We start from the raw sequence: 17311 nt of genomic DNA on the forward strand, positions 1-17311 counted from the left end.
TCAGCTGCCACGTTCAGGCGAGCAGCGGCACATGCGCGGCGACAGAACGCGGCAGGGTACCGTCGAGGCGGGGATCGGGGGCGATCTCGATCTGGCGGCGATAGGGGCGGAAGCCGGAGCGCTGGTAGAAGGCCAGCGCGCGCGGATGATCGAAGCTGCAGGTGTGGACCCAGAGCCGCGTCAGCGGCTGCGCCCAGGCGCGGCGCAGCGCATGGTTCATCAGCAGGCGTCCGGCGCCGGTGCCGATCAGCCTGTCGGTGACGCCGAACAGCACCAGCTCGCAATCGGTCTTGTTGCGGAAGTCGAGCTCCAGCAGGGCTTCGTCACCGCCGTCATGCGCCAAGGTGTAGATCTCGACTCCGTCGGCGCGAACTGTCTTGGCAAGCTCCGCATCGCTCATCCGCGTGCGCTGCGACCACAGCCACTCCCAGCCGACGCGGGCATAGAGGTCACGGTACCAATCGAGATCGGGCTGCGCGACGCGGCGAATGCTCCAGTCGCCGATCGGATCCGGCGGCAACACCGGCGGCGCCACCATTTCCAGCGAGGTCACCACGGCCGCGACCTTGCCGTGTGGAACGTCGTAGTGGCCGTCGGGGACCGACATGCCGTTCACCTACTCGCCCTCGTCGCTCGCCAGCACGCCCTTCACGGCGCGGGCCCAGCCGGCGAGCTTGCGCTCCCGCGTGGCCGCGCTCATCGCCGGCCGGAAGCGGTGCTCGAGCCGCCAATTGTCGGCGAACTTTTCCGGCTCCGGATAGACGCCGGCGTTGAGGCCGGCGAGATAAGCGGCGCCGAGCGCGGTGGTCTCCTGAATCATCGGACGGTCGACTGGTGCGTCGAGCAGGTCGGCGAGACGCTGCATGGTCCAGTCCGATGCGGTCATGCCGCCGTCGACGCGCAGCACGATCGTGGCTGCGGACGCATCGGGCCAGTCGGCGCGCATCGCGGCCCACAGATCGTAGGTCTGGTAGCACACGCTCTCCAGCGTGGCATGCGCGAGCTCGGCGGGGCCGGTGTTGCGGGTCAGGCCGAACAGCGCGCCGCGCACGCGCGGATTCCAATACGGTGCGCCGAGGCCGACGAAGGCCGGCACCAGATAGACCGATTGCATCGAGTCGGACTTGTCGGCGAGCGGGCCGGTTTCGGCGGCATGCTTGATGATGCCGAGCCCATCGCGCAGCCATTGCACGGCCGAGCCGGCGACGAAGATCGAGCCTTCGAGCGCGTAGGTCCGGACGCCGTCGAGCTGATAGGCGATGGTCGTCAGCAGCTTGTTGTTCGATTTCACCGGCGTGGCACCGGTATTGAGCAGCGCGAAGCAGCCAGTGCCGTAAGTGGACTTCATCATGCCCGGCGTGAAGCAGGCCTGGCCGATGGTCGCCGCCTGCTGGTCGCCGGCGATGCCCGCGACCTTGATCGGACCGCCAAACAGGTCGGGCGTGGTGGTGCCGAACTCAGCCGAGGAATCTTTCACCTCCGGCAGCATCGAGCGCGGCACGCGCAAGAGCTTCAGCAGGGCATCGTCCCACTGCCCGGTGTGAATGTTGAACAGCAGCGTGCGCGAGGCGTTGGTGGCATCGGTGGCGTGCACCTTGCCGCCGGTCAGCCGCCACAGCAGGTAGCAGTCAACGGTGCCGAACATCAGCTCGCCACGCTCGGCGCGCTCGCGCGCGCCCGGCACGTGATCGAGGATCCATGCGACCTTCGTGCCGGAGAAATAGGGATCGATGATCAGGCCGGTCTTCGCGCTGACCTCCGGCTCATGGCCTTCGGCTTTGAGACGCGCGCAGATGTCGGCCGTGCGGCGGTCCTGCCAGACGATGGCGCGGTGGACGGCCTGGCCGGTGGCGCGGTCCCACACCACGGTGGTCTCGCGCTGGTTGGTGATGCCGATCGCGGCGATGTCCTTGGCCGCCAGTCCCGCCTTCTCCAGCGCATCGCGGCAGGTCATCACCGTCGAGGTCCAGATGTCCTCCGGCTCGTGCTCGACCCAGCCCGAGGCCGGAAAATGCTGCGGGAATTCCTGCTGCGCCACCGCGGCGATCGAGATGTCGGAGCGGAACACGATCGCGCGCGAGGACGTGGTGCCCTGATCGATGGCCAGCACGAAGGACATGGGGCTTCTTCCCGGGAGTTGACGACGTTGGGCCGACAAGCAAGCGGATTGGCGGGGGAAGGTCAAGGAGGTTGGGAGCGCGCGACGTCCTTCTGGAAAAAGTGGAGAGTTCGCACCTTACGAGCATCCAACCCCGTGTCCGAACTTGGCTGGGACCACTGCGCTGCGCATGGCTGGGCCCTCTCCCCTTGTGGGAGAGGGCCACACCGCCGACAGCCGCAAGCTCACTCGGGTGAGCGGTTGGCGCCACATGCGCGCTCTGAGTACGCGGAGAGAGACCCCTCACCCGGTTGCGCTTCGCGCAACCACCCTCTCCCACAAGGGGAGAGGGTGCGGCTATCGTGTGGAGAGATTTTTACACCGCCGCCGTCGTGACGCCGCCGTCGACCACGATGGTCTGCCCCGTCATGAAGGTCGAGGCATCCGACGCCAGATACGCCACCGCGCCGGCGATCTCATGCGGCTCGCCGATGCGGCGGAGCGGGGTCGTCGCGCAGCGCTGTTTCAGGCGGGCTTCGTCCTCCCACAGCGCGCGGGCGAAGTCGGTCTTGATCAGGCCCGGCGCGACGCAGTTGATGCGCACGCCCTGCGGGCCCCATTCGCCGGCAAGGCTGCGGCACAGCGCGAAGTCGGCGGCCTTGGAGATGCCGTAGGCGCCGATCACGGTCGAGCCGCGCAGTCCTCCGATAGAGGACACGATGACGACCGAGCCTTTGCCGCGCGCGGCCATCGGCGGGATCGCCTTGGCGCAGAGCCAGAGATTGCTCTTCACGTTGGAGGCCATGATCTTGTCGAAGGCCTCGTCGGTGATGTCAAGCAGCGGACCGTAATACGGGTTGACCGCAGCATTGCAGACGAGGATGTCGACCTGGCCGTATTGGCTGACGGCGCCGTCGATCAGCGCATCGACCTCGGCGCGGCGCGAGATGTTGCAGGGGATGACGCGGGCCTCGCCACCGCTCGCGCGGATGCCGCTTGCCACTTCCTCGCAGGCGTCGGCCTTGCGGCTGGAGATCACGACCTTGGCGCCGAGCTGCGCCAGCAGCTCCGCAGAAGCACGGCCGATGCCACGGCTCGAGCCGGTGATGACGGCGACCTGGCCGGAGAGGTTGAAGGGATTGGGGATCATATTCTGCGTCCTCCGAGTCATTGCGAGGAGCGAAGCGACGAAGCAATCCAGGGCGACGCGTGACGCCCTGGATTGCTTCGCTACGCTCGCAATGACGGCTCAAAACAACCGAGCCGGCGTAGGCTCTCACGCTCGTCATGCGCGGGCTTGACCCGCGCATCCATCATCAAGGAGCGATGGGTTGCCGGGTCAAGCCCGGCAACGACGGACCATCTCAGATCAGCCCACCCGCCTCGCTGACGCGGCGGGTATGGTAGTCGGTGTCACCGAAGGTGCTCTCGATCATGGTCAGGCGCTTGAAGTAGTGGCCGATCTTGGCCTCCATCGTCATGCCGATGCCGCCGTGGAGCTGGATCGCCTGCTGGCCGACGAACTTGGCCGATTTGCCGATCTGCACCTTGGCCGCGGCGATCGAGGTGGCGCGCTCCTTGGCGTCGTCGAAGTCGGCGGCCATGGTGGCGAACATCGACATCGAGCGGGCCTGCTCCAGCGCGACGAACATGTCGGAGGCGCGGTGCTGCAGCGACTGGAACGAGCCGATCGCGACGCCGAACTGCTTGCGCGTCTTGATGTACTCGACCGTGGTCTTGAGCGACTCGTCCATCAGGCCGACGGCTTCCGCACACAGTGCGATGCGGGCCTCGTCGACGACGCGCTCGATCAGCGGCAGAGCGTTGGCAGGATCGCCGATCGCGGCGTCGGCGCCCACTTCCACACCGGTGAAGGTGATGTCCGCCGCGTGCAGGCCGTCCTGGGTCGGATAGCCCTTGCGGGTGACGCCCTTCGCGTCGGCCGGCACGATGAACACGCCGATGCCCGACTTGTCGCGCTGGCCACCGGAGGTGCGCGCGGAGACGATCAGGGTGTCGGCATTCTCGCCGTTGAGCACGACGAACTTCTCGCCGTCGATGACCCAGCCGTCGCCCTTCTTCTTGGCGGAGGTGGCGACATCGAACAGGTCGTAGCGCGACTGCTTCTCGAGCTGCGCGAACGCAAACGTCTTGCTACCGTCGATGATTCCGGGCAGGTGCGCCGTCTTCTGCGCTGCCGAGCCGCCATGGCGGAGGAAGCCGCCGGCCAGCACGACCGTGGCGAGATACGGCTCCAGCACCAGCGCGCGGCCCATCGCTTCCATCACGATCATGGTCTCGACGCCGCCGGCGCCGAAGCCGCCGTCGTCCTCGGAGAACGGCAGACCGAGCAGGCCCTGCTCGGCGAGCTTGGACCACATCGTCCGGCTCCAGCCGCCCTTCTCCTTCATGTACAGCTTGCGCTTGTCGAAATCATAGGCATCCGCCAGCAGGCCGTCGATGCTGTCCTTGAGGAGACGCTGCTCCTCGGTGAGATCAAAATCCATTGGTTGACTCTCCAGTATCCCCATTCTCCGTCATGCCCGCGCTTGTCGCGGGCATCCACATCAGGCCTTCGCGGGGCTCCGCGTGGACGGCCGGGTCAAGCCCGGCCATGACGGCGTGCGTTGTCGAAGCGCTGCGGCTCACACGTCAGAGCCCCAGCACCGCCTTGGCGATGATGTTGCGCTGGATCTCGTTGGAGCCGCCGTAGATCGAGACCTTGCGGTTGTTGAAGTAGCTCGGCGCGATCTGCGCGGTCCAATCCATGGTCTCGTTGCTGTCGTCGTCGCCATGGATGTCGTAGGGCGCGGCGAACGGACCGATCACCTCCATCAGCAGCTCGGTCGTGGTCTGCTGAATCTCCGAGCCCTTGATCTTCAGCACCGAAGACGCCGGATTGGGCTTGCCCTTGCCGTGCTTGCCCTCGTCGGCGACGACACGCAGCTGCGTCAGCTCCAGCGCCTTGAGCTCGACCTCGCACGCGGTGAGCTTCTCGCGGAACGACGGGTCTTCCAGCACCGGACGGCCGCCCGCCTCGATCTTGGCGGCGAGCTCCTTGATGCGGCGGATGCGCTCCTTGGAGACGCCGACGCGGGCGATTCCGGTGCGCTCATTGCCGAGCAGGAACTTGGCGTAGTCCCAGCCCTTGTTCTCCTCGCCGATCAGGTTCTCATAGGGTACCTCGACGTCGTCGAAGAACACCTCGTTGACCTCGTGGCCGCCGTCGATGGTCTGGATCGGACGCACGGTGACGCCCTTCGACTTCATGCTGAAGACGATGAAGGAGATGCCCATCTGCTTCTTCGCGGAGGGATCGGTGCGGCACAGGCAGAAGATCATGTCGGCGTGCTGGGCCAGCGTGGTCCAGGTCTTCTGGCCGTTGATGATCCACTTGTCGCCGCGGCGCTCGGCCTTGGTCTTCAGCGAGGCCAGGTCGGAGCCGGAGCCCGGCTCCGAGAAGCCCTGGCACCACCAGTCGTCGACATTGGCGATGCGCGGCAGATACTGCTTCTTCTGCGCCTCGTTGCCGAAGGTGTAGATCACCGGGCCGACCATGCTGACGCCGAAGGCGAGCGGCTGCGGCGCCGGATAGGCCTGCAGCTCCTCGTTGAAGATGTAGTGCTGCACCGAGGTCCAGCCGGTGCCGCCATATTCCGTCGGCCAGTGCGAGACGCCCCAACCCTTCTTGTTGAGGATGCGCCACCAGGTCACCATCTCGTCCTTCGACAGATGGCGGCCCTCGATCATCTTCCGCCGTGTCTCCGGCGGCACGTTGTCCTTGAAGAACTGCCGGACTTCCTCGCGGAACGCCTGCTCTTCCTTCGTGAATGCAAGATCCATTGGATCGCTCCCTTAGGTACTCGAATGGTTCGTTTCGCTCCGCTGTCGTCCCTGCCTAGTGCGCAATTGCGCACGCGGCGCAAGCGACCCATAACCACCGGCTAACGTTGGAGGCACAGGCGACTGCCATTGTGCCCCAAGCAACATCACGCGGTATGGGTCCCGGGTCTGCGCCCGCGAGCGCTGTTGCGCGCGCGGGCTTGCCCGGGACGACAGCTGTTTGAAATCCCGCGCGACGCTCGCCCGGGATGACGGCTGTTGTTTACTGCAGCACCTCGAACAGGCCGGCGGCGCCCATGCCGCCGCCGACGCACATGGTGACGACGGCGTACTTGGCCTTGCGGCGGCGGCCTTCGATCAGGGCGTGGCCGGTGAGCCGCGCGCCCGACATGCCGTAGGGATGGCCGACCGCGATGGCGCCGCCATTGACGTTGATCTTGTCGGGGTCGATGCCGAGCTTGTCGCGGCAGTACAGCACCTGCACGGCGAACGCCTCGTTGAGCTCCCACAGGCCGATGTCGTCGACGGTCAGCCCGTGGCGCTTGAGCAGGCGCGGCACCGCGAACACCGGGCCGATGCCCATCTCGTCGGGCTCGCAGCCGTGCGCGACGAAGCCGCGGAAGATGCCGAGCGGCTGCAGGCCGCGCTTCGCCGCAGTGGCGTCGCTCATGATGACGCAGGCCGAGGCGCCGTCGGAGAGCTGGCTGGCATTACCCGCGGTGATCGAGAAGCCGTCGCCGCGCACGGCCTTGAGGCCGGCAAGACCTTCGGCGGTCGTCTCGGGACGCGGCCCCTCGTCCTGCGACAAGGTGACGTCCTTGAACGAGACATTGCCGGTGGCCTTGTCGGTGACCGCCATCTTGGTGGTGATCGGCGCCAGCTCGTCGTTGAACTTGCCGCCCTGCTGCGCGGCCGCGGTGCGGCGCTGGCTCTCCAGCGCATATTCGTCCTGCCGTTCGCGGGAGATGCCGTAGCGCTTGGCGACGATCTCGGCGGTGTCGATCATCGGCATGTAGACGTCGCCCTTGATCTCGAGCAGCGCCGGATCGGTGGCCTGGAAGCTGTTCATCTTGTCGTTCTGGACCAGCGAGATCGATTCGCCGCCGCCGCCGACTGCGATCTCGACACCGTCGAAGATCACCGAGCGCGCCGCGAGCGCAATCGCCTGCAGACCGGAGGCGCATTGGCGGTCGATCGTGGTGCCGCCGACCGACACCGGCAGGCCGGCACGCAGCAGCGCCTTGCGCGCGATGTTGCCGCCGGTCGAGCCCTGCTGCAAGGCCGCGCCCATCACGACATCCTCGACCTCTGCCGGATCGACCTTGGCGCGCTTGACCGCCTCGCCGATGGCGTGGCCGAGCAGCGTCGCGCCGCCGGTGGCATTGAGCGCGCCGCGATAGGCCTTGCCGATCGGCGTGCGGGCGGTGGAAACGATGACGGCATCGGTCATGGGCGACCTCCTGTTGTTGTCACTGATGTTTGATTTGAGACGCGGGTGATTGCTGCTGGCGCAGTTCGTGACGCGACAGCTTGCCGACCGGCGTGCGCGGCAGCTCGTCGACGAACTCGACCGCCGCCGGCAGCTCGTGCTTGCCGAGCTTGCCGGTGAGGAAGGCGCGGAGATCCTCGACCGGGAACGGCGCAAAGCCGTCGCGCAGCTTGATGAAGGCCTTGGCCGCCTCGCCGCGATAGGCGTCGGGAATACCGATCACGATGACCTCCTGCACCGCCGGATGGGTGTAGATCGCCTGCTCGATCATCTGCGGATAGACGTTGAAGCCGCCGGAAATGATCATGTCCTTCTTGCGGTCGACCAGGAAGTAGAAGCCGTCGGCGTCGACATAGCCGATGTCGCCGGTCAGGAAATGATCGCCGACGAACGACTGCGCCGTTTCCTCCGGCCGGTTCCAATAGCCCTTGGTGACGTTCGGCCCCTTGATCCGGATCTCGCCGACCTCGTTCAGGCCGAGCACCTTTGCGGGATCCTCGAGCGACACGACGTCCATCTCGATGCCGGGCAGCGTGATCCCGATCGAGCCGGGCTTGTCCGGGCCACCCTTGGGATGGGCGGTGCCGGGCGAGCAGGTCTCGGTCATGCCCCAGCCGCTCTTCAGCTTCATGCCGACGCGTCGCTCCAGGATGCGCGCGACCTCGACCGGCAGCGGCGCGCCGCCGGAGCCGACGCTGGTCAGCGACGACAGATCACGCTTGTCGAGATCGGGCAGGTTGGCGATCGCGATCCACATCGTCGGCACGCCGGGAAAATAGGTCGCGCGCTTGACCTCGATGTCGCGCATCACGGCGTCGAGATCGAAGCGCTGGTGCAGCGAGATCAGGCTGCCGAGGCGCAGCGAGGTCAGCAGCACCACCGTCAGTGCATAGATGTGGAACAGCGGCAAGACGCAGATCACGCGGTCGGAGCCGTTACCGTTTGCACGCGTCGCGCGGCCCCAGACTTCGGCGATCGACACCGCGGAGGTGAGATTGCCATGGGTCAGCATCGCACCCTTGGGCAGGCCGGTGGTGCCGCCGGTATATTGCAGCAGGGCGATGTCGTCGGGCGAGATCGAAGGCCACGCCATAGGCGCAACGGCGCCTTCGACGAAGGCGCGGTGCGTAATCACCGCGGGATTGTCCGGCAGCGCCGTCTGCGGCGTGCCGACTTTGCCCCAATCATCATCCTCGCAGACGATCAGGCGATCGATCAGTCCCTTGGCGAGGAACTTCAACGCGGTCGGCAGCAGCGCTGATAGGTTCGACGTGACGAGAATGCGCGCGCCGGAATCGCTGAGCTTGTGCGACAAGGCGATCTCGCCATCGAGCGGCGACAGGTGCACCACGCGGGCGCCGGCCTTGAGCGCGCCGAAGAAGTTGATCGGATGATCCGGCGTATTGCCGAGGAACAGCGCGATCGACGCGCCCTTGCCGAAGCCGGCGCGCAGGAACGCCGCGGCGGCCTGGTCGACGAGCGCCGCGAGTTGCTTGAAAGTGATGGGGCGGTCGCGGAATTCCAGCGCGTCGCCATCGCCGAAGTCACTGACCGCCTTTGCCAGCAGATCCGGCAAGGTGCCACGCGCGATCGGCGCGTCCCAGCGGACGCCTTCGGGATAGAACTGTTCGCCAGGATGGGTCATGCGAGCTCAATGTCCGTTGGCGTAAGACGGCCCCGCTGTCTCCGTTCCCTCCCCCCTTGTGGGGGAGGGTCAGGGAGGGGGGTGGCCCCGGGCGAGACTGCCCGTGTGGACCCCCAACCCCTCCCCGCAAGGGGGAGGGGAGCGCAGCCGGGCGCAGAGTGATAGTTGGGCCGCCTCAAGCGGCCTTCCCCTGCGCCAGCGAGGCGAAGGTCTTGCCTTCGTCGGCGAGCTTCTTCAGCAGCGGCGCTGGCTCCAGCGACGGGTCATTGGTCTCCTTGGCATAGAACGCCAGCCGCTCGGCAATGTGCTTCAGGCCGACGCTGTCGGCCCAGTACATCGGGCCGCCGCGATAGATCGGCCAGCCATAGCCGTAGAGCCAGACAACGTCGATGTCGGACGGACGCGCGGCGATGCCCTCGGCGAGGATCTTCGCGCCCTCGTTGATCATCGGATACATCATGCGCTCGAGGATCTCCTCGTCGCTCACCGCGCGGCGCTTGAGGCCGAGCTTGGCGAGCGTCTCGTCGATCAACTTCTCGACATCGGGATCCGGCAGCGGCGCACGCGAGCCGGCCTCGTATTTGTAGTAGCCCTTGCCGGTCTTCTGGCCGAAGCGGCCGGCTTCGCACAGCGCATCCGCGATCTCGCTCTTGATGCCGCGGTCCTTGCGCGAGCGCCAGCCGATGTCGAGGCCGGCGAGATCGCCCATCGCGAACGGGCCCATCGGCATGCCGAACTTGGTGACGACGGCATCGACCTGCTGCGGCAGCGCGCCTTCGAACAACAGCTTCTCGGCCTGCTTGCCACGCTGCGCCAGCATGCGGTTGCCGACGAAGCCGTCGCAGACGCCGACCACGGCCGGCACCTTGGCGATCTTGCGGGCGATCGACACGGCGGTGACGAGCGCATCCGGCGCGGTCTTCTCCGCGCGCACGATCTCGCACAGCTTCATGACGTTGGCCGGCGAGAAGAAATGCATGCCGAGCACGTCCTGCGGACGGCTGGTCTCGGCGGCGATTGCGTCGATGTTCAGATACGAAGTGTTCGAGGCCAGCACCGCGCCCGGCTTGGCATATTGATCGAGCTTGCCGAACACTTCCTTCTTCACGGCCATGGTCTCGAACACCGCCTCGATGACGAGGTCGGCGTCCTTGACGTTCTCGAGACCGACCTTGCCGTCGATCAGCGCCATGCGCTTGGCCGGGGCGTCCGCCGGAATGCCGCCGCGCGCGGCGGTCGCCTCCCAGTTCTTCTGCATGATGCCCATGCCGCGCTTGAGCTGCTCCTCGGCGGTCTCGATCAGGGTGACCGGGATGCCGGCATTGGCGAACGACATCGCGATGCCGCCGCCCATGGTGCCGGCGCCGATGATGGCGACGCGCTCGACCTTGCGGCCCTTCGTGCCCTCGGGCACGCCGGCAATCTTGGCCGCCTCGCGCTCGGCGAAGAACGCGTAGCGCTGCGCCTTGGACTGGTCGCTGGTGAGCAGCTTGAGGAAGCCCTCGCGCTCCCGCTTCAAGCCCTCGTCGAACGGCAGATCGATCGCATAGCCGACCGCATCGGCCGCCGCGAACGGCGCCTCCAGCCCGCGCGACTTCTTGGTGATCGCAGCGACCGCATTGGTGAAGATCGAGCGATCGGCCTTGGCCGCGGCGATCTTGGAGTCATCGTCGCGCAGCTTGCGCAGCGGACGGTTCTCCGCCACCACCTTGCGCGCGAAGGCTTCGCCGCCCGATGCCGGCCCCTCGACGATCTCCTCGATCAGGCCCGCCTTCAGCGCTTCGGCTGCGCCGATCGGATCACCGGCGACGATCATCTTGACCGCGAGCTCCGGCCCCACCGCGCGCGGCAGGCGCTGCGTTCCGCCCGCGCCCGGCAGCAGGCCGAGCTTCACCTCGGGCAGGCCGAGCTTCGCCTCCTTGGTGGCGACACGATAATGACAGGCGAGCGCCACTTCGAGACCACCGCCCAGCGCCGTTCCATGAATCGCCGCGATGACCGGCTTGGGGCTGTTCTCGATCGTGCTCAGCACGTCGTTGAGCGCCGGCGGCTTCGGCGGCTTGCCGAACTCGGTGATATCGGCGCCGGCAATGAAGGTGCGTCCGCCGCAGGTCAGCACGATGGCCTTGATTGCGGGATCGTCGATCGCCGCCTTGACGTTGTCCAGGATGCCGCCGCGAACTGCGGCACTCAGCGCATTGACGGGCGGACTGTCGATGGTGACGATGCCGATGATGTCATGACGATCAAGCTTTGCCACTTCGCTCACGCGTAAGCTCCTTGGGATGTCGTTTCTTTGCGGCCGGTTAACGTTCCGACCCCTTCTTGGCTCTTCATTTGCGCAGAGGTTCAGCCTTGCTTGCGTCTACCCGCTGCCGGACATCAATTCCGCAGTGCGAAATCTAATTCCACATCTTGACAGCCAGGGTTATTTTGAAGCACGAGCGTTGTCAACGAGGCTCATCAATCAACAGCCGATGACATGAAACGCCCAGGGAAGAAAGCTGCGACCGATCGCAACTTCGTCGTTGCGCTGTCGCGCGGCCTCGAGGTGCTCAGGGCTTTCCGGCCCAATGACGGCCTGCTGGGCAACCAGGAGATCGCGGCGCGCACCAACCTGCCCAAGCCGACCGTGTCGCGCCTGACCTACACGCTGACCAAGCTCGGCTATCTCACGCCCGTTCCCCGCTTCGAGAAATATCAGCTGGCGCCGTCAGCGCTGCTGCTCGGCTACGCCGCGCTCGCCAATCTCGGCGTGCGCCAGCTCTCCGAGCCGTTCCGCGAGCAGCTGATGCGCGAGACCGGCGGTGCGGTGGCAATCGGCGGCCGCGACCGGCTCAGCATGATCTATATCGGCCAGAGCCGGCACGGCGTCGTCAACGTCGAGCTCGACGTGGGCTCGCGCATTCCGATTGCGACCACCGCGATGGGCCGGGCCTATCTCTGGGCGCTGCCCGAAGAGGAACGCGCCGTGCTGATGCGCGAGATGCGCGAGCATTACGGCAACCGCTGGCCCAAGATCCGTGACGGGATCGAGCGCGCCGGCGAAACCGTCGCCAAGTACGGCTTCACGATCTCGGCCGGCGAATGGCAGGATGACGTTCACGCCGTCGGCGCGGCGTTGAGGCTCAACGATGGAACGGGTCCTTACGCGATCAATTGCGGCGCGCCTGCATTCCGCTTCACGGAAGAGCGCCTGCTCACCGACATTGGACCTCGTCTCGTGGCGATGGTAAGGAAAATCGAAGCAGCGCTTGGCGGACTTGCGCCGCAAACTAATCAGACGAATGTTCATGCGAACAATTCGTCTCACAAAGAACTCAATAAAAAGCCGAAGCCAGGAGGAAAAGTTGCCCGTGTTGCCGAGGGTATCAGATAGCCTGCATCATCGCGGTCGGCTGGCGCCGCGTCCTGACCTGAACGATTTCGGGAGGGGCGAGACGAGATGACGCAGGCACAACTCGCCCAGACCAACGATCCGCTGCTCGCCGTCCGCGACGTCAGCGTCGTATTCGGCGGCATCGTGGCGCTGAACGGCGTCTCGTTCGACATGCGCCAGGGCCAGATCCTCGGCCTCATCGGCCCGAACGGCGCCGGCAAGACCACGCTGTTCAACTGCCTCAGCCGGCTCTACCAGCCGAGCTCCGGCGACATCCTGATGGAAGGCCACAGCATCCTGAAGCGGCCGCCACACCGCATCGCCGAGATCGGCATCGGCCGCACCTTCCAGAACGTGGCGCTGTTCCCGAACCTGTCGGTGCTCGACAACGTCCGCGTCGGCACGCATGCGCGGACCTCGAGCGACATCATCTCCGATTCGCTTCGTCTCGCCTGGATCCGCCGCAGCGAGACTTCGGTGAATACCAAGGTTCACGAGATGCTCGCCTATCTCAACCTCGAGGAGGTCGCGCACAAAACCGTGTCCGGGCTGCCGTTCGGCACCCAGAAGCGCGTCGAGCTGGCGCGCGCGCTGGCCGCCGACCCGAAGATCCTGCTGCTTGACGAGCCCGCCGGCGGCCTCAATCACGAGGAAGTCTATGTGCTCGGCGACCTGATCCGCCGTATCCGCGACGACCGCCACATCACCGTGCTGCTGGTCGAGCATCACATGGGCCTGGTCATGTCGATCGCCGACCACGTCGTGGCGCTGAATTTCGGCCGCAAGCTCGCCGAGGGCACGCCCGCGCAGGTGCAGGCCAATCCCGACGTCATCAAGGCCTATCTCGGGAGCAAGGATCAATGACGGCGCTGCTCAACGTCAAGGACCTGCGCGCCTATTACGGCCAGGTCCAGGCCCTGCACGGCCTCTCCTTCTCTCTCAACGAAGGCTCGCTGACGACCCTGCTCGGCGCCAATGGCGCCGGCAAGACCACCACCCTGCGCGCGATCTGCAACATGGTGCGCTCGACCGGTGCGATCGAGTTCGAGGGCAAGCCGCTCAACAACAAATCGACCGAGAGCATCGTGCGCTTCGGCATCGCCCATGTGCCGCAGGGTCGCGGCACCTTCACCAACATGACGGTGGAAGAAAACCTGCAGCTCGGTGCCATCACCCGCTCCGACAAGGCGGGCATCGTCGCCGACATCGAGCGGATGTATTCCTACTTCCCCAAGCTGAAGGAGCGTCATACGCAGCAGGCCGGCACCCTGTCCGGCGGCGAGCAGCAGATGCTGGCCGTGGCGCGGGCGCTGATGCTGCGTCCCAGGTTGATGCTGCTCGACGAGCCGTCGTTCGGCCTCGCGCCGCTGGTGGTCCGCGACCTCTTCGGCATCCTCGGCAAGATCAACCGCGAGGAAAAGGTCTCGATCCTCGTCGTCGAGCAGAACGCGCAGCTCGCGCTGGAGCTCGCCGATCAGGCCTATGTGATCGAGACCGGCCGCATCGTCATGTCCGGCGCGGCCTCGGACATCGCGAACGACGAGAACGTTCGCAAATCCTATCTGGGCTACTAACGGAGGCGGGACAATGGAGCTGTTCACCAACCAGGTCCTGGCCGGCATTGCGACTGGCGCGATCTACGCCTGCATGGCGCTCGCGGTCGTGATGATCTACCAGGCGATCGACCATCTCAACTTCGCGCAAGGCGAGATGGCGATGTTCTCGACATTCATCTCCTGGCAGCTGATGCAATGGGGCCTGCCCTACTGGGTCGCCTTCGTGGCGACGCTGGCCCTGTCGTTTGCAGGCGGCATCGCGATCGAGCGCGTGCTGTTCAAGCCGCTTACCAAGGCGCCGATCCTGACCCAGGTCGCCGGCTTCATCGCGCTGTACTCGATCATCAACTCCTTTGCCGGACTGACCTGGGACTTCACCATCAAGCAGTATCCGACGCCGTTCGGATCGTCGCCGTTCCTGGGCAGCCAGCTGATCTCGACGCACCAGGCCGGCATGATCGGCATCACCTTGCTGCTGCTGATCGGCCTGTACTTCTTCTTCCAGTACACCAGGGTCGGGCTTGCGATGCGTGCGGCGGCGGCGGTGCCCGAGTCGGCGCGGCTGGTCGGCATCAACACGTCGTGGATGATCGCGCTCGGCTGGGGCATGGCGGCAGCGATCGGCTCGATCGCCGGCATGCTGATCGCGCCGGTGGTCTTCCTCGAGCCGAACATGATGGGCGGCGTGCTGATCTACGGGTTCGCCGCCGCCGTGCTCGGCGGCCTGACCAGCCCGTTCGGCGCGGTGCTCGGCGGCTTCCTGGTCGGCATCTTCGAAAATCTCGCCGGAACCTACATCCCGCATGTCGGCAACGAGATGAAGCTGCCGATCGCTCTGGCCCTCATCATCTCCGTCCTGGTCATCAAGCCCGCCGGCCTGTTCGGCCGCAACATCGTGAAGCGAGTCTGATCATGAGCGCAATCGAGGACATCACATCCCAGGCGCCCGCGGTCGAGGCCGTTCCGAAGCGGGCCATGACCCTGAGCTCCGGCACCACATTCGTGGTCGTGCTGCTGCTCCTGGTGGTGCCACTGTTCGTCAAGAACTTCATCATCTTCCAGATGACGATGCTGCTGATCTACGGGCTGGCCGTGCTGGCGCTGAACATCCTGACCGGCGGATCCGGCCAGTTCTCGCTCGGCAACAGCGCCTTCTACGCCATCGGAGCCTATACGTCGGCGATCCTGATGGAGCAGTACAATGTCAACTACGCGCTGACCCTGCCGGTCGCCGGCGTGATCTGCTTCGGCGCCGGCTTCCTGTTCGGCCAGCCGGCGCTGCGGCTCTCGGGCGTGTATCTCGCGCTCGCCACCTTCGCGCTAGCCACCGCGATGCCGCAGATCCTCAAGCTCGGCTTCTTCGAGGAATGGACCGGCGGCGTGCAGGGCCTCGTCGTCACCAAGCCGGACGCGCCGTTCGGCCTGCCGATGTCGCAGGACATGTGGCTGTACTACTTCACACTGGCGATCACGATCGCGATCTACGTGTTCTCGGTGAACCTCCTGCGCTCGCGTTCGGGGCGGGCTTTCATGGCGATCCGCGACAACGAGATCGCGGCATCCGCCATGGGCATCGACGTCGCGACCTACAAGACGCTGGCGTTCGGCGTCAGCGCCGGCATCACCGGCGTCGCCGGCGGCCTCGGCGCCATCGCCGTGCAGTTCGTGGCACCCGACAGCTACACGATCGTGCTCGCGATCTCGCTGTTCCTCGGCATGGTCGTCGGCGGCGTCGGCTGGCTGCCCGGATCGTTCGTCGGCGCGGCCTTCATCATCTTCGTTCCCAACATCGCCGAAGGCATTTCGAAGGGCCTGTCCGGCGCGGTGTTCGGCGTGCTGCTGTTCCTCGTCATCTTCCTCGTGCCGCACGGCTCGCGGCAGGTGGCGATGGTGGCGCAGCAGCTGCTCGGCAAACTCAGAAAGAACTAAGGAGGAACTCTTGCAGGTCGTTCAACAACTACGAATCGCCGCGATCGCGACGGCGGTCATCGCCCTCACCTCGGGCGCAGCACTCGCCCAGAAGAAATACGATACCGGCGCGTCGGATACCGAGATCAAGATCGGCAACATCATGCCCTACAGCGGACCGGCGTCCGCCTACGGCGTGATCGGCAAGACCGAGGAGGCGTATTTCAAGAAGATCAACGCCGAGGGCGGCATCAACGGCCGCAAGATCAACTTCGTCAGCTATGACGACGCCTATTCGCCGCCCAAGGCGGTCGAGCAGGTGCGCAAGCTGGTCGAAAGCGACGAGGTCCTGTTCGTCTTCAACCCGCTCGGCACGCCCTCGAACTCGGCGATCCAGAAATATCTCAACGGCAAGAAGATCCCGCAACTGTTCGTCGCCACCGGCGCCACCAAGTGGAACGACCCGAAGAACTTCCCCTGGACCATGGGCTGGCAGCCGAGCTACCAGAGCGAGGGCCGCATCTACGCGAAGTACCTGCTCAAGGACAAGCCCGGCGCCAAGGTCGGCGTGCTGTTCCAGAACGACGATTTCGGCAAGGACTATCTGAAGGGCCTCAAGGACGGCCTCGGCGACAAGGCCGCGTCCATGATCGTCATGGAAGAGAGCTACGAGACGTCCGAACCCTCGATCGACGGCCACATCGTCAAGCTGAAGGCCTCCGGCGCCGACGTCTTCTTCAGCGTCACCACGCCCAAGTTCGCGGCGCAGGCGATCAAGAAGCTTGCCGAGATCGACTGGCATCCGACGCATCTGGTCGTCAACGTGTCGGCCTCGGTCGGCAGCGTGATCAAGCCGGCCGGCTTCGAGAACTCGCAAGGGATTCTTTCGGCCGCCTACGCCAAGGATGCTGCGGATCCGCAGTGGAACGATGATCCCGGCATGAAGAAGTTCTTCGACTTCCTCGCGCAGTACTATCCCGACGCCAACAAGCTCGACAGCTCGACCGTCTACGGCTACGGCGCCGCGCAGACGCTGGTGAAGGTGCTGCAGATGTGCGGTGACGACCTGACCCGCGCCAACGTGATGAAGCAGGCCGCGAGCCTGAAGGACTTCGCGCCCGACACGCTGCTGCCGGGCGTCAAGATCAACACCTCGGCTACCGACTTCGCGCCCATCGAGCAATTGCAGATGATGCGGTTCAAGGGCGAGAAGTGGGAGCTCTTCGGCGAGGCGATCAGCGGCGCCATCGAGTAATCGCGCATCGCCGCAGAAAGCGGTGCCGATCTCCACTGGCCCTCCGCGCCGATGGCGCGGAGGGCTTTTTCGTATCTGGATCGGCGTCGAACTATTCATCTCAGGCTGTTCTTGCAGAGCACTCACCCGCCGAGATTG

General features: G+C 65.6%; 14 protein-coding genes. 6 read left to right on the top strand and 8 right to left on the bottom strand.

Annotated features, from left to right (window positions below; genetic code table 11):
• Positions 1-13: 13 nt before the first annotated feature.
• The 8 genes from QX128_RS18785 to QX128_RS18820 form a co-directional block, all read right to left on the bottom strand.
• Positions 14-607 (bottom strand): GNAT family N-acetyltransferase, encoded by a 594-nt coding sequence (locus QX128_RS18785; protein ID WP_315805751.1) that lies wholly within the window; start codon positions 605-607, stop codon positions 14-16.
• A 9-nt stretch (positions 608-616) separates the two neighbouring features.
• Complete coding sequence (gene glpK, locus QX128_RS18790) at positions 617-2119, bottom strand: glycerol kinase GlpK (RefSeq protein ID WP_316238193.1); 1503 nt, start codon at positions 2117-2119, stop codon at positions 617-619.
• Positions 2120-2474: 355 nt separating this feature from the next.
• Positions 2475-3248, bottom strand: a complete 774-nt coding sequence (locus tag QX128_RS18795; protein ID WP_315805749.1) for an SDR family oxidoreductase — start codon at positions 3246-3248, stop codon at positions 2475-2477.
• 214 nt (positions 3249-3462) lie between these two features.
• The gene (pimD, locus tag QX128_RS18800) at positions 3463-4605 is read right to left on the bottom strand and encodes a pimeloyl-CoA dehydrogenase small subunit (protein ID WP_316177193.1); all 1143 of its coding nucleotides are present in this window, start codon (positions 4603-4605) and stop codon (positions 3463-3465) included.
• Positions 4606-4750: 145 nt separating this feature from the next.
• A complete protein-coding gene (gene pimC / locus QX128_RS18805; RefSeq protein ID WP_315805747.1) occupies positions 4751-5941 on the bottom strand; it encodes a pimeloyl-CoA dehydrogenase large subunit in 1191 nt (396 codons plus the stop codon).
• 262 nt (positions 5942-6203) lie between these two features.
• The gene (locus QX128_RS18810) at positions 6204-7391 is read right to left on the bottom strand and encodes an acetyl-CoA C-acyltransferase (protein ID WP_315805746.1); all 1188 of its coding nucleotides are present in this window, start codon (positions 7389-7391) and stop codon (positions 6204-6206) included.
• Between the two features lie 19 nt (positions 7392-7410).
• Positions 7411-9075, bottom strand: a complete 1665-nt coding sequence (gene pimA, locus QX128_RS18815) for a dicarboxylate--CoA ligase PimA (RefSeq protein WP_316238194.1) — start codon at positions 9073-9075, stop codon at positions 7411-7413.
• 175 nt (positions 9076-9250) lie between these two features.
• The gene (locus tag QX128_RS18820; protein ID WP_315805744.1) at positions 9251-11344 is read right to left on the bottom strand and encodes a 3-hydroxyacyl-CoA dehydrogenase NAD-binding domain-containing protein; all 2094 of its coding nucleotides are present in this window, start codon (positions 11342-11344) and stop codon (positions 9251-9253) included.
• A 213-nt stretch (positions 11345-11557) separates the two neighbouring features.
• On the opposite strand from QX128_RS18820, the gene QX128_RS18825 reads away from it, so the two are divergent.
• The 6 genes from QX128_RS18825 (at position 11558) to QX128_RS18850 (ending at position 17173) form a co-directional block, all read left to right on the top strand.
• Positions 11558-12454: an IclR family transcriptional regulator gene (locus tag QX128_RS18825; RefSeq protein ID WP_315805743.1), complete on the top strand. Its 897-nt coding sequence runs from the start codon at positions 11558-11560 to the stop codon at positions 12452-12454.
• A gap of 66 nt (positions 12455-12520) precedes the next feature.
• On the top strand, positions 12521-13318 hold the full coding sequence (locus QX128_RS18830) for an ABC transporter ATP-binding protein (RefSeq protein WP_316238195.1): 798 nt from the start codon (positions 12521-12523) through the stop codon (positions 13316-13318).
• Positions 13315-14028 (top strand): ABC transporter ATP-binding protein, encoded by a 714-nt coding sequence (locus tag QX128_RS18835; protein WP_315805741.1) that lies wholly within the window; start codon positions 13315-13317, stop codon positions 14026-14028. Before QX128_RS18830 ends, QX128_RS18835 begins: the two co-directional genes overlap by 4 nt.
• Before the next feature lie 13 nt (positions 14029-14041).
• Positions 14042-14920, top strand: coding sequence for a branched-chain amino acid ABC transporter permease (locus tag QX128_RS18840; RefSeq protein ID WP_315805740.1), 879 nt, complete (start codon positions 14042-14044; stop codon positions 14918-14920).
• A 2-nt stretch (positions 14921-14922) separates the two neighbouring features.
• Entirely contained in the window at positions 14923-15939 is a 1017-nt protein-coding gene (locus QX128_RS18845; RefSeq protein WP_316238196.1) for a branched-chain amino acid ABC transporter permease, read from the top strand.
• A 10-nt stretch (positions 15940-15949) separates the two neighbouring features.
• Positions 15950-17173 carry an ABC transporter substrate-binding protein gene (locus QX128_RS18850; protein WP_315805738.1) on the top strand — a complete coding sequence of 408 codons (1224 nt, stop codon included), beginning with the start codon at positions 15950-15952 and terminating at the stop codon, positions 17171-17173.
• The last annotated feature ends 138 nt before the right edge of the window (positions 17174-17311 follow it).

The organism is Bradyrhizobium sp. SZCCHNR1015 (assembly GCF_032489875.1).
Classification (GTDB): Bacteria; Pseudomonadota; Alphaproteobacteria; order Rhizobiales; family Xanthobacteraceae; genus Bradyrhizobium.